Source organism: Desemzia sp. AGC72, from assembly GCF_057334175.1.
Genome location: NZ_JBHFIG010000002.1, coordinates 213,067 through 226,249 on the forward strand (window position 1 = coordinate 213,067; position 13,183 = coordinate 226,249).

Consider the following 13,183-nt stretch of genomic DNA (forward strand, 5'->3'; position numbering starts at 1 on the left):
TTTTTTTGTTTGTAATCTAGATTAAAATAACTTGGTAGGATTCAATCGGTTGCCTGGATCAAATGCTGACTTGATTTTGCGCATCATCTCAATGTTGATATCAGCAGTCATTTCTTTGAAGTAAGGTTTTTTGATCACGCCAATACCATGTTCTGCTGAAGGCAGACCGCCTAACTCGTTTATTTTAGCATACAGTTTGTGTAAAACATCGTCGCGTTTCGTTTCCCATTCTGTTTGATCAGTGACTTTTCCTCGGGCTACACACGTATGTAAGTTGCCATCTCCTGCGTGTCCAAAACTGATCATACTTAATCCGCTTTCGGCTTCTAATTCTTTTGTGTATTGATATAAAGCAGCTAGTTGATTAATAGGCACTACTTCATCCATCGTTACTTGCTCGGTGTAATTGACAACAGCTGTCAATAATGTATCGCGTAAAAACCAAGCTGTTTTTTCATCGGCAGGGTCAGTTAAAGGTAGTAATTCAACTAAGTTGTGTTGTTTGACCGTTTCTTCCAATAAAGTCATACGGCGTGCAATAGACTCACTGCTGTCGCCGTCAAGTGTCATCAATAGAAACGCTTGTCCGTTTTGAACAGGAAAGAGCATGTTGTTTTCTCTTTCGCTGATGGCAATACCCTCTTTTTCGAAGAACTCCAAGGCAGTTGGATCCACGCCATGTTTTAAAATATCCAATACAGCGTTAGTTGCGTCTTGCAATGTAGAAAAAGCAGCTATAGCCGAAAGACTTGCTTTTGGGAGAGGAATAACTTTTAATTTAATCAGCGTTGTGATGCCAAGAGTTCCTTCAGAACCAATAAACAAATCTTTCAAATCGTATCCAGAACTGCTTTTAATGTTCAAAGAGCCCAATGTCATTTCTTCGCCATTAGCTAAAACAACATCCATTTCTCTCACGTAATCTCGTGTAACACCATATTTAACGGCTCTCATCCCACCAGCATTGGTAGCGACATTTCCACCAATAGAAGAGTGTTTAGATCCTGGGTCAGGCGGATAAAAATAGCCTTTCTTTTCAATGAATTCTTGAATTTCGCCCAATAATACTCCCGGTTCAACTGTTAGAGTCAAGGTTTCTTCATCCAGTCCGATGATGTTATTCATCAAATGAACGTCAATGACCAATTCACCCTTCATCGGGGCGGTAGCGCCGGATAATCCCGTTCCAGCTCCGCGAACGATGATCGGTAATTCTACTGATTGTGCAAATTTGACCAATTGAATGATTTCTTCTTTATTTACAGGCAAAGCAACAGCGTACACTTTGCCTGTTGCTTTAACGTACTCGTCAGATAAATAATCCTCCGGGATAAATTCTCCTACCAACATACGATTCGGATCGGAAATGATGTCTGTTAATAGAGACAATTCTTTTTCAGGTATAGTACACACTTGATTCACTTTCAAAAAACTCCTTTCGAAATACACACTAAATGGCTTGAAAACCATTTCATTAACACTTTAGCACTCTGTTTTTGATCTGACAACCGCAAGTTGACGAAAGAACTCAAAAAGGTGATGTTTCTCATTTAAATAAGAAAAGAACTCACTGGAACAGAGCCAGTGAGTTCTTTCAACTTCTGCAAGTAATGTATTTTGTTTTTATCTATGATTGACGTACGTCTTTAACAGCATCTAGCAGAGCTACGTCTTCTTTTGATAACGTAAAGTCCAGCTGCATGTTTTCAACAATACGTTCTTCATGTGTTGATTTAGGTAATGGCAAAGTGTTTTTTTCTAAACAGTAGCGTAAACAGATTTGAGCAGGTGTTACGTCATATTTTTCTGCCAATTCAGTGATTTCTTTACCATTTAATAATTCACCTGTAGCAAGAGGAGAGTAAGCTTCTACAACAATATTGTGCTCATGACAGAAATCGACTAATTCTTTTTGAGCTTGGTAACGACCAATGTAAAAAGGAATTTGATTAGCCATCGGCACGATATCACATTGATCAATAATCGGTTGCAGATCTGAAATCTCGAAGTTGGATACCCCGATAGCTTTTATCTTGCCGTCGTTGTACAATTTTTCCATTGCTTTCCAAGATTGTACGTTGCCTTCAGTACAGTCTTTTCCTTTTTCTTCCCAAGGCCAAGGAGCATGAATCAGATATAGATCCAAGTAATCTACGCCTAATTTAGAAATTGTTTTTTCGAATTCTTCCAAAGTAGACTCGTAACCTTTAATACTTGCACGCAATTTACTAGTAATGAATACTTCTTCCCGTTTTAAGCCAAAATCTTTGATCGCTTTTCCAACGTTCTCTTCATTTTGGTAAGCAGCAGCTGTATCAATGTGGCGGTATCCAGTTTTTAAAGCAACAGTAACTGGTTCATACACCTCATCATTAGGGATCTGCCAAGTTCCGAAACCAATATGTGGAATCTCTATATCATTGTGAAAAACAAAAGTGTTCTTTTGAGCCATGCGTAAAATCCTCCTTTTAATATGTTCGTTAACATCTCTACTTTACTCCAATGTAATGGTTTTCGCTAGTATTTTACCTGATACAAATCAAGTAAACTTAGTTTAGACTTATGGAATAAAAAATCCCCTGTAACAACTAGTCAGCAGAGAAAAAGCTTTAAATGGCTTAATTTTTCATAGAATAGTCTTAATTCCGATACATATTTGCAATGAAGGCGGTTTAATGTTGTTAAGACTTTACAACAATAAGTTTTTTGGTATTTTTGAGTTTCAGTCTGATTTAAATCATGGTATACTGTATCCGTTCTGAGCCTATACAAAAGATAAGTAAGGCTTATTAATAAAAAATGAACCTATAAAAATCATCTTAAGAATAGAGAAACAATACAAGGTAAATTTTCTTAAACGTTGATTTATTTTCTATGTAAAAAAATGAGATGAACAAAATCAAAGTGTTGGATCTGACCAGTTTTTATTAGTTGATTCACAGTATGGAGGATATGAAAAGATGAATGAAGAAATGACGTATCATTTTGTAGGAATAAAGGGGTCAGGAATGAGTGCTTTAGCTTTGATAATGCATGACAAAGGCTTTAAAGTCCAAGGTTCCGATATTGAAAAATACTTCTTTACTCAAAAGAATCTTGAAGAATCTCACATTCCTATTATGCCTTTCGACAAACAAAACATCCAAAAAGGACAAATTATTATTGCAGGAAATGCTTTTCCAGACACTCACGAAGAAATCGTAGCTGCTGAAGAACTTGGGTTAGAGATTGTGCGTTACCATAAATTTTTAGCTGAATTGATCAACAACTATACAAGTATTGCCATTACGGGTTCTCATGGTAAAACCAGTACAACTGGTCTATTGTCCCATGTTATGGGAAATATAGAAGAAACCAGCTACTTAATCGGAGATGGAACAGGTCATGGAGTACCTGATGCTGATTTCTTTGTACTTGAGGCTTGTGAGTACCGTCGCCATTTCTTAGCTTATAAACCAGATTATGCAATCATTACTAATATTGACTATGATCACCCGGATTACTTCACAAGTTTAGAAGATGTAGTGGATGCTTTCCAAACGATGGCTAATCAAGTGAAAAAAAGCATTATTGCATGCGGGGATGATAAGCAGCTGCAAAAACTAGAAGCAAGTGTTCCAGTTGTTTATTATGGATTCGAAGACAATAATCAATTTCAAGCAAAAAATCTGACTCGTTCTACAACTGGTTCTGAGTTTGATGTGTATAATGACAATGAATATTTTGGTCATTTTGAGATTCCTACTTTTGGAAAACATAATGTCTTGAATGCTTTAGCAGTGATTGCGATTTGCCATTACGAGAACATTGATATGGAACAGGTAAAAGAGAATTTGATGACCTTTAAAGGTGTGAAACGCCGCTTTACGGAGAAGAAGATGGAAGATATGACGATTATTGATGATTACGCTCATCACCCTTCTGAAATTCGTGCTACAATTGATGCTGCTCGTCAAAAGTATCCCGATAAAGAAATCATTGCAGTCTTCCAACCTCATACATTTACACGTACAGTAGCACTGATGAGTGAATTTGGAGAAGCTTTAAGCTTAGCCGATAGCGTTTATTTATGTGATATTTTCGGTTCTGCAAGAGAAGAAAAAGGCGAAGTTAAGATCGAAGACTTAGCTGCGAAAATCGAAAGTGGAGCACCGATTCTTACAGAGGACGATATGTCTCCGTTATTGGTCCATCATGATGCAGTCGTTATTTTTATGGGGGCTGGTGATGTCCAAAAATTCGAAACAGCTTATGAAACCATTTTAAGTCAAACTTCTTTAAGCAATCAGTAAAATCAAATAAAAAGGGATAGAATTATCTATCTCTTTTTTTCTATCATCAAGATAACATTACCTATGTAGTCAGAAGTTGCTTATCTTGACTGTTTTACTAGCCTAATTTATAATTAGTAAGGTTAACGAATAAATTGAATTTAGATAAGCAACAGTTTCATTGACGGAGAACTTACGCAAATCACCGTTTAAATATGCTAATAAGAGGAGAAGACAGAATGAAAGAAACTGGCAAAAAAAAATTCCTTCCTATTATTATAGGTACCGACTTGAATTGTTATACCATGTCGATTTCTTTTCACGAAGAATATGGAATAAAACCAATTGTTGTAGGGAAAGCACCTATTCCTTACACAACAGGCAGTACGATTATCGAAAAATTTTATTATACAGATAAAATCAATGATACAGCTTTTTTTATCGACTACTTGAAGAATTTGGCTAAAGAATACCATCAATATTATGAAGAGCTGATATTGATTGGAACAAACGATACTTATGTCACTTTTATCATTAATAATAAAGAGACCTTATCTGAAGATTTCGTTTTTAGCTACATTGATAAAGAGTGGGTTCCTAAATTATTCTTGAAAAAGAATTTTTACCAGTTATGTGCAGAGCATGGTCTAGATGCTCCATTGACTTTCTTTTACTCTTGTAAAGACGAAACCCCTTTTAATAAAAAAGTGCCTTTCCCATTAATTGTTAAGCCAAGTAATGGTATTGAGTACTACAAACATCCATTTGAAGGAATGCAAAAAGTATTCAAAGTAAATAATGAATACGAGTTGCATCGTGTAATAAATAAAATCAAAAATAGTGGTTATACAGATGAGTTGATCATCCAAGATTACATTCCTGGAGATGATACTTACATGTGGGATGCTGTATATTATGCAGATCGTAAAGCGAGTCCACAATTGATCTCATTTGCGCAAGTGGTCCTTCAAGAACCGACTAAATCAGGTGTAGGGAATTATACCTCTTTGATCGTACGAGAAAACAAACAGATGATGGATAAGTTGGTCAAGTTTATGCAAGCTATCAATTATACTGGATTTGCTAATTTTGATATCAAATATGATGAGCGCGACAATACGTTTAAAGTATTTGAAGTCAATATTCGCCAAGGGCGTTCAAGTTACTATTTGACTCAAAGCGGGCATAACATTGCCAAAATGATCGTCGATGATGTGATCTACCATCAAGAAAAAGAATTGCAATATGTACAAAGCGACCATTTATTTGCTGTGATCCCAAAAGGCGTTTTGAAACGTCATGTTTCGAACCCGGAAGTAGCGGCTGAAGTTCGAAAATTGATCAAAGAAGGAAAATACAAAAACCCTTTATTTTACAGACATGACAAAGGTTGGAAGCGTAAAGCTTTCATGACTTTACGTCAAATCAATTATTTTAAAAAGTACAAAAATTTAAATTGGGAAAAGAATTAATGAAAGAGAGACTAGGGAACTGGTCTCTTTGTTTTTTGTCCTCGTGTAGAAGGAGTGTATGGTTCAATTCTCGCTATGTATTGTCTTTTTTGATAGAATAATAAAGAGAAAAACTATATGGGCTCAGTAAAAAGCAGCTAAATAACAGTTATGAGGAGATATAAAATGGCTAAAAAAAATAAATTAGTACTGATAGACGGCAGCAGTGTGGCTTTCCGCGCATTTTTCGGGTTGCATGGTCAATTAGAGAAATTCAAAAATCATTATGGACTGCATACAAATGCACTTTATGGTTTCCATAACATGATCCAAAGCGTATTGAATACAGAAAAACCGACTCATATTCTGGTAGCATTTGATGCTGGAAACACAACATTCCGGACAGAATATTTCCCAGAATACAAAGCTGGCAGGTCTAAAACACCTCGCGAATTTACGGAGCAAATGCCGTACTTAAGAGATTTGTTGAAAGGGTTCGGGATAGCACATTACGAATTGGCTAACTATGAAGCCGATGATATCATTGGGACTTTATCTGTCCAGGCTGATCCAGAAAAATTTGATGTCGTTGTCATATCTGGGGACCGAGATCTAACTCAATTAGCAAAAGAAAATGTTCGTGTAGATATTACGAAAAAAGGCGTTTCCGATCTGAAACCTTATACAGTGGAATCAATCAAAGAAGAGATGGGGATCACTCCTTTACAAATCATTGATATGAAAGGTCTGGCAGGAGATAGTTCGGATAATATTCCTGGTGTCACAAAAATCGGAGAAAAAACGGCTTTAAAATTATTAGAAGAATTTGGTTCAGTTGAAGGCGTTTATGAAAATATCGACAGCATGAAACCAAGTAAACGAAAAGAAAATCTGATCAATGATAAAGAAACAGCATTTTTGAGCAAACGTCTAGCAACGATCGATACGAATTCACCGCTTGAAATCGCTATTGAAGATGTAGAGTATAAAGGTGCTGATTTAAAAAAATTAGCCGAATTTTATAAAGAAATGGACTTCAAATCTCATTTGAGCAAATTAGACACTTCAGAATTGGATGAAGAGAAAGAAGCTAAGCGAACAGAAATCAATTTTGAAGTGGTGACAGAAGTTACCAGCGACATGTTCACAGATAATATGGCTGTTTACCTGCAGTTGTTGAGCGATAACTATCACACGGCAGAAGTAGTTGGCGTAAGCTGGGGAAATGAGGACCACATCTATGTAGGTGCTGCTGAAGATGTTTTGACGTCTCCTTTGTTTAAAGAATGGGCAGAAAATGATTCGCTTTCTAAAGGGACATTTGATGCAAAACAAACGTATGTAGCGTTGAATCGCTATGGTATCAAATTAGCTGCAGTAAAATATGATGTCTTACTAGAAGCTTACTTGCTCGACGTTAAAGACAACTCTAACGATTTAGCTGCGATTGCAGAAGAATACAATTATCATGATGTAGCAAATGATGAGACTGTTTATGGAAAAGGAGCAAAAATAAAAGTTCCTGAGGACATCACTGAAATGTACACACATTTGGCACGTAAAGTGAAAGCAATCGCTGTTTTAGGTCCTGATTTGATGGAACAATTAGAGAATAATCACCAAAAAGAACTTTTTGCAGATATGGAATTGCCGCTGGCTAAAATTCTTGCAGATATGGAAATACAAGGCATCACAGTGAATGGTCATCGTTTGAAAGAAATGAGAGAAGAGTTTTCTGCTCGGTTGAAAGAGATCGAACAAAAAATCTATGTTGAAGCAGGAGAAGAATTCAACATCAATTCTCCTAAACAATTAGGCGTGATCTTATTTGAAAAAATGGGCTACCCGGTCATTAAAAAAACGAAAACGGGATACTCTACTGCAGTCGACGTATTGGAGAAATTGCAAGATCAAGCTCCAATCGTAGAATACATTTTAGATTATCGTCAAATTGCTAAAATTCAATCCACTTACGTAGAAGGTTTATTAAAAGTGGTTCGTGAAGATACAGGCAGAGTCCATACGCGCTACATGCAAACTATCGCACGTACTGGTCGTTTAAGTTCAGTGGATCCCAACTTGCAGAATATCCCTATTCGCTTAGAAGAAGGGCGGAAAATTAGACAAGCCTTTGTTCCTCGCGAAGAAGGATGGAAAATTTTTGCTTCCGACTACTCCCAAATCGAATTACGAGTGTTGGCTCATATTTCTAATGACGAGCACATGAAAGAGGCGTTTATTGAAGAACAAGATATTCATACCAGTACAGCAATGCGTGTATTTGGCATTGAGAAGCCGGAAGACGTGACTTCTAATATTCGTCGCCGAGCTAAAGCTGTCAACTTCGGGATCGTGTATGGAATCAGTGATTACGGTTTATCTCAAAATCTTGGGATCACAAGAAAAGAAGCGCAACAGTTCATTGATACGTACTTCAAAAAATATCCAGGTATCGAAACGTATATGCATGAAGTAGTTCGCGAAGCAAAAGAAAAAGGCTTTGTAGAAACGTTGTTCAACCGTCGCCGCTATTTGCCGGAAATCAATTCACGCAACTTCAACTTACGCTCTTTTGCGGAAAGAACAGCGATCAATACGCCGATTCAAGGGAGTGCAGCTGATATTTTGAAAGTAGCGATGATCAAAATTGCTCAGTCTTTAAAAGAATCTGATCTAAAAGCTACTATGCTGTTGCAAGTGCATGATGAGTTGATTTTTGAAGCGCCAGAAGAAGAGATTCCAGCATTACAGAAATTGGTTGAAGATGTGATGGAACATGCGGTCGAATTAAGTGTTCCTTTGAAAGTAGAAAGCGACTTCGGCCAAAGTTGGTATGATGCCAAATAAGTTTGTTTGCACGAATGGAGGAAATACAGGTTGCCAGAATTACCAGAAGTAGAAACGGTCCGCAAAGGGTTAGAAAATCTTGTGGAAAAAGCAGTCATTCAAAAAGTAGATGTTTTTTGGGAAAGAATCATAACAGGCTCCCTAGTCGGCGAATCGTTTAAAAATGCATTAGTGGGTGAACAGCTGCAGAAAATCAGACGCAGAGGAAAGTTTTTGCTGTTGGATTTTGATCAGCATACTCTCATTTCTCATTTAAGAATGGAAGGAAAGTATGAAGTGGTGCCAACTGAAGAACCGCTCAAATTGCACACACACGTCGTCTTTCATTTGAAAGACGGAAGAGATATCCGTTATTTAGATGTGCGAAAGTTCGGTCGTATGGAATTGGTGTTGTTGGGACAAGAAGGAACTGTTGCAGGAATCAAGCGTTTAGGGCCCGAGCCTTTTGCAGATGTATTTTTGTTAGAACCTTTTCAAGCTAAATTGAGTAGGATCAAAAAAGCTGTCAAGCCTGCTTTATTGGATCAAAGCCTCGTGACGGGTCTAGGAAATATTTATGTAGATGAAGCTTTGTTTCAAGCTGGTATCCACCCTTTAAGACCTGGAAATTCTTTGACACCCAAAGAAGCAGCTGTATTGCATCAATCTATCATCGAAGTGTTAGGGAAAGCGATTCAAGCTGGAGGAACAACTATACGAACTTATTTAAATGCATTAGGAGAATCAGGAAGTTTCCAGCAAGACTTGAAAGTTTATGGTCAAACAGGTGAGCCGTGTGTTCGTTGCGGGAATCCTGTTCAAAAAATAAAAGTCGCTCAGCGTGGCACGCACTACTGTGTCCAATGCCAAAAGTTGACAGAAGAAAATGTTTTACCTGCAATGAACTCTTATGATGCTAGTAAACGGTAAGGATGGAGGATCAGCAATGTCTCTTATTTTAGGATTGACCGGCGGAATTGCTACTGGAAAATCAACGGTTAGTAAATTCTTCAAAGAAAATGGAATTCCAGTAGTTGACGCTGATGTTGGAGCTCGAGAAGTCGTAAAAGCAGGAACAGAAGGATTAAAACGCATCGAAGTGGTCTTTGGAAACCAAGTTATTGAAAATGGACACTTAAACCGAAAAGTATTAGGCAAAATTGTCTTCGAAAATCCACAGGAATTAGAGAAATTGAACCGAATTTTGGGAGATTTGATCGCAGAATGGATCCACGATAAAAAAGAGCGGTACATCAAAGAGAAACATCCATTAGTCGTTTTAGATATTCCATTATTATTCGAGAGTGGTTATCAGGAAGTTGTTGACCAAGTAATGGTTGTAGCAACTACTCCTGAAGTCCAGTTAAATCGGTTAATGGAACGCGATCAAATCGATGAGCAGACAGCCCGGAAAAAAATAGCTGCACAAGCACCTATTATGGATAAAGTTTTAAAAGCTGACTTTGTGATCGACAACAATGGAACAAAAGAAAATACTCGAAACCAAGTGATGAATTGGTTAAAGAAACAGCAATTTTTGCAGTAAAACAGCAGACTAGCAGCAGGGTCAATAAACTTGCTGCTAGTCTTTTTGTATAGAATCCAGGTTGAATCGCTAGAAAATGAAATGGCTATCCCCATATATTCAGCATTTAGAGTGTTTTTAAGCAACTAAATGTATGGTATAATAATTCATATAATAAGGCGAAATGCGATTTTTTTAATAAAAATACAGCTAAAAAAAAGGATGATGAACAGTGCAATGCCCTCGCTGTCAAAACAATGGAACTAGAGTCGTTGACAGTCGTCCTGCAGACGAAGGACGAGCTATACGACGTCGTAGAGAATGCGAATCGTGTCGATATCGGTTTACAACTTTTGAAAGAATCGAACGTGTTCCATTATTAATCGTGAAGAAAAATGGAGACCGTGAAGAATTTAATCGCGAAAAGATCCTCAAGGGTATTATCCGGTCTTGTGAAAAAAGACCTGTGCCTATGGACCAAATGGAAAAGATGGTCAATGAAATTGAAAATGAACTGCGCAACTTAGGAGAAAATGAAGTCTCTTCTACCGTTATCGGAGAACATGTGATGGAAAAACTAGCAGAAGTTGATGATGTAGCGTATATCCGTTTTGCTAGTGTTTATCGCCAATTCAAAGACATTGATGTATTTATGGAAGAAATGAAAGAGTTAGAACGAAAAAAAACCGAGAAGAAATAATTGGTACGAAGGGAGTAATCAAAAATGTCATATCCTTGGAAAAATCTTAGTCCAAAAGATGGTTTTATGGTAAGACAAAGCAGTCTGCTTTCGGATATCGACCAACAGATACTCACCTTTTTGTATCAACCTTTGATTGGTTCGACTGCTTATAGTTTATACATGACATTATGGACGGAAACAGAAAAAGACACCTATTGGAGTGAAGGGATACTTCATGCAGAATTATTGGCGTTGCTGAATATCGGAATGCCCGAAGTGTATCAGGCTAGAATCCGGTTAGAAGCTATTGGTTTATTGAAGACATTCGTACAAACTGATCCAGAAAAATTGTATGTCTATGAACTTCAAAAACCTCAATCCAGTAAAGCTTTTTTTGAAGAAGATCTATTTAGCTTGCTGCTGTTGGAGAGAGTGGGCGAACGAAAATTCAAAAACCTCAGAAATCGATTTTCGGTAGAACCTGTTGATCAAGATCAATTTGTAGAAATCACAAAATCATTTTTGGATGTTTATCATTTAAATACCAATCAATTGAAACAGCATGAGGAACTGTTTAAGTCTTCTGGCACATTGATTGGCGACTCGGCAAGATCAACGATTTCTTTAGATTCAGATTCATTTGATTGGAACTTTTTCTTTAATGGTCTGAATCAACATTATGTCAATCGTTCGTCAGTAACCGCAGATATTCGAGAAACGATCTTGACGCTGCATCATATGTATGGGGTAGATGAGTTGACGATGCAGCAATATATATTAGAGGCATCCGATATAAACACAGGAACGATCGATGCTCGTTTGTTAAAGAAAAACGTGGTGGATGACTTCCATCGTCATACGAATGAAAAAGTACAGTTGAATGATGTGGTTCAACAAGAGTTGGAAGAAATGTCAACGACGCAAGTACAACACAAACAAAATTTGAAGGGTCAGGGATTTTCTGATTATGATATCGCGATCATTGAATCCAGCCATCAATATTCCCCAGCTGAATTTATGAGAAGTATCAAAGAGCAAAAAAATGGATACATCTCTAAACCTGAAGAATGGACATTGGAAGATGTCGTAAAAAAATCACGCTTGCCAAATGCTGTAATCAATATTTTGATCCATTATATTTTGGTCATCCAAGGAAACGTGGTCTTTGAAAAGGGATTGGCTTATAAAATTTCAAATGACTGGGCTCAAAACAAAGTTACAACACCTGAAGCGGCTTTGAAAAAAGTGCGTGAAATGTATCAAGAAAATGCAGATAAGTATAAGAAAAATCAAGAGCGGAAACAAACAAACGCCTCTCGTTCAAACAGCAATTATTCGCGAAATAAAAATACTGTTCGAAAAGAAAAACTGCCTGATTGGGCTAAAGAAGGATATAAAGCACCCGAAGAGACTGCAATAAGTCCAGAGGTTGAAAAACAACTCCAGGAAAGATTAGCACGTATTCGGAATATGCAAAAAGAAGGTGAGTAAGAATGGATGATGTGGGAAAAAGTCTGACAAAAATCATCAAAGAACGAAAATGGAATGAAGAGTTCAATCATTTGATGAAAGAAGTCATGAAAGATCCGGATGTAGTCAGATTTATACAAGAACATTCAGAGATGTTAGATAACAGCGCGATAGAAAAAAGTGCTGCTAAGCTATATGAATTTGTTAATGAAAAGAAAAAGCATCAAGAGAATAATGAGAATCAGCTCGCTCCAGGGTACCAGCCAAAGTTGATCATGAACCATCACTACATTGACGTAACGTACGTACCTACTGCTGAGTTGGTGGCAAAACAACGCGAGAAAAGTATCAAGAATCTGATTCACTCAATGGATATGCCAAAAGGGATACGTGAAGCAACGTTAGATGAATTTCAGAATACGTCTGAAAGATTACAAGCAAAAATGGAAGCTTTGGATTTTATTGAAGCCTACTTGACAGCTCCTAAAAAATTCCATCGTGGATTGTATTTGCAAGGTTCGTTTGGTGTGGGAAAAACGTATTTGCTGGGAGCGATAGCACATGACTTGGCAGAGAGTGGATTCCCCTCTACCCTGATGCATTTCCCTTCATTTGCAGTTGAAATGAAGCAATCTATCAGTGAAAACACTACGGGTGAAAAAATTGAAGCCGTCAAGCGTGCTCCTATTTTAATGTTAGATGATATCGGAGCAGACTCGATGTCCAGTTGGATTCGAGATGACGTGCTAGGTGTTATTTTACAATATCGTATGCAAGAACAATTGCCAACGTTCTTTTCGTCTAACTTAGATTTGAAACAATTGGAAGAACATCTGACATTTTCTCAACGTGGAGAAGATGAACCATTAAAAGCTCAACGTATTATGGAGCGTGTACGCTTTTTGGCGAAAGAAGTACCGATGCAAGGTGTCAACAGACGCCAACAGCAATATGAAAA

General features: G+C 37.3%; 10 protein-coding genes. 8 read left to right on the forward strand and 2 right to left on the reverse strand.

Annotated elements, in window-relative coordinates; all coding sequences use genetic code 11:
- Window positions 1–21: 21 nt before the first annotated feature.
- Together ACE025_RS02595 and ACE025_RS02600 are read right to left on the reverse strand one after the other, a co-directional pair.
- The gene (locus tag ACE025_RS02595; RefSeq protein WP_485937167.1) at window positions 22–1,422 is read right to left on the reverse strand and encodes an FAD-binding oxidoreductase; all 1,401 of its coding nucleotides are present in this window, start codon (window positions 1,420–1,422) and stop codon (window positions 22–24) included.
- Between the two features lie 205 nt (window positions 1,423–1,627).
- A complete protein-coding gene (locus ACE025_RS02600; protein WP_485937169.1) occupies window positions 1,628–2,452 on the reverse strand; it encodes an aldo/keto reductase in 825 nt (274 codons plus the stop codon).
- Window positions 2,453–2,960: 508 nt separating this feature from the next.
- Here ACE025_RS02600 and murC point away from each other — a divergent pair.
- From murC to dnaI, 8 genes are all read left to right on the forward strand, one after another.
- The gene (murC, locus tag ACE025_RS02605) at window positions 2,961–4,292 is read left to right on the forward strand and encodes a UDP-N-acetylmuramate--L-alanine ligase (protein ID WP_485937171.1); all 1,332 of its coding nucleotides are present in this window, start codon (window positions 2,961–2,963) and stop codon (window positions 4,290–4,292) included.
- Between the two features lie 218 nt (window positions 4,293–4,510).
- Window positions 4,511–5,743: a carboxylate--amine ligase gene (locus ACE025_RS02610; protein WP_485937173.1), complete on the forward strand. Its 1,233-nt coding sequence runs from the start codon at window positions 4,511–4,513 to the stop codon at window positions 5,741–5,743.
- A gap of 165 nt (window positions 5,744–5,908) precedes the next feature.
- The gene (gene polA / locus ACE025_RS02615; protein WP_485937176.1) at window positions 5,909–8,569 is read left to right on the forward strand and encodes a DNA polymerase I; all 2,661 of its coding nucleotides are present in this window, start codon (window positions 5,909–5,911) and stop codon (window positions 8,567–8,569) included.
- Between the two features lie 30 nt (window positions 8,570–8,599).
- Window positions 8,600–9,478, forward strand: a complete 879-nt coding sequence (mutM, locus tag ACE025_RS02620; protein ID WP_485937178.1) for a DNA-formamidopyrimidine glycosylase — start codon at window positions 8,600–8,602, stop codon at window positions 9,476–9,478.
- A 16-nt stretch (window positions 9,479–9,494) separates the two neighbouring features.
- The gene (gene coaE / locus ACE025_RS02625; protein ID WP_485937180.1) at window positions 9,495–10,094 is read left to right on the forward strand and encodes a dephospho-CoA kinase; all 600 of its coding nucleotides are present in this window, start codon (window positions 9,495–9,497) and stop codon (window positions 10,092–10,094) included.
- 211 nt (window positions 10,095–10,305) lie between these two features.
- On the forward strand, window positions 10,306–10,773 hold the full coding sequence (gene nrdR, locus ACE025_RS02630) for a transcriptional regulator NrdR (protein ID WP_092479739.1): 468 nt from the start codon (window positions 10,306–10,308) through the stop codon (window positions 10,771–10,773).
- Between the two features lie 24 nt (window positions 10,774–10,797).
- Entirely contained in the window at window positions 10,798–12,246 is a 1,449-nt protein-coding gene (locus ACE025_RS02635; RefSeq protein WP_485937183.1) for a replication initiation and membrane attachment family protein, read from the forward strand.
- A gap of 2 nt (window positions 12,247–12,248) precedes the next feature.
- Window positions 12,249–13,183, forward strand: a 935-nt coding sequence (gene dnaI / locus ACE025_RS02640) for a primosomal protein DnaI (protein ID WP_485937185.1), incomplete at its 3' end; no start/stop codon positions are given.

What these genes read in the sequence shown, in the direction of transcription:
- ACE025_RS02600 (WP_485937169.1), bottom strand. Translation starts at nt 2,452, where the DNA reads ATGGCTCAAAAGAACACTTTTGTTTTTCACAATGATATAGAGATTCCA.
- murC (WP_485937171.1), top strand. Translation starts at nt 2,961, where the DNA reads ATGAATGAAGAAATGACGTATCATTTTGTAGGAATAAAGGGGTCAGGA.
- ACE025_RS02610 (WP_485937173.1), top strand. Translation starts at nt 4,511, where the DNA reads ATGAAAGAAACTGGCAAAAAAAAATTCCTTCCTATTATTATAGGTACC.
- polA (WP_485937176.1), top strand. Translation starts at nt 5,909, where the DNA reads ATGGCTAAAAAAAATAAATTAGTACTGATAGACGGCAGCAGTGTGGCT.
- coaE (WP_485937180.1), top strand. Translation starts at nt 9,495, where the DNA reads ATGTCTCTTATTTTAGGATTGACCGGCGGAATTGCTACTGGAAAATCA.
- ACE025_RS02635 (WP_485937183.1), top strand. Translation starts at nt 10,798, where the DNA reads ATGTCATATCCTTGGAAAAATCTTAGTCCAAAAGATGGTTTTATGGTA.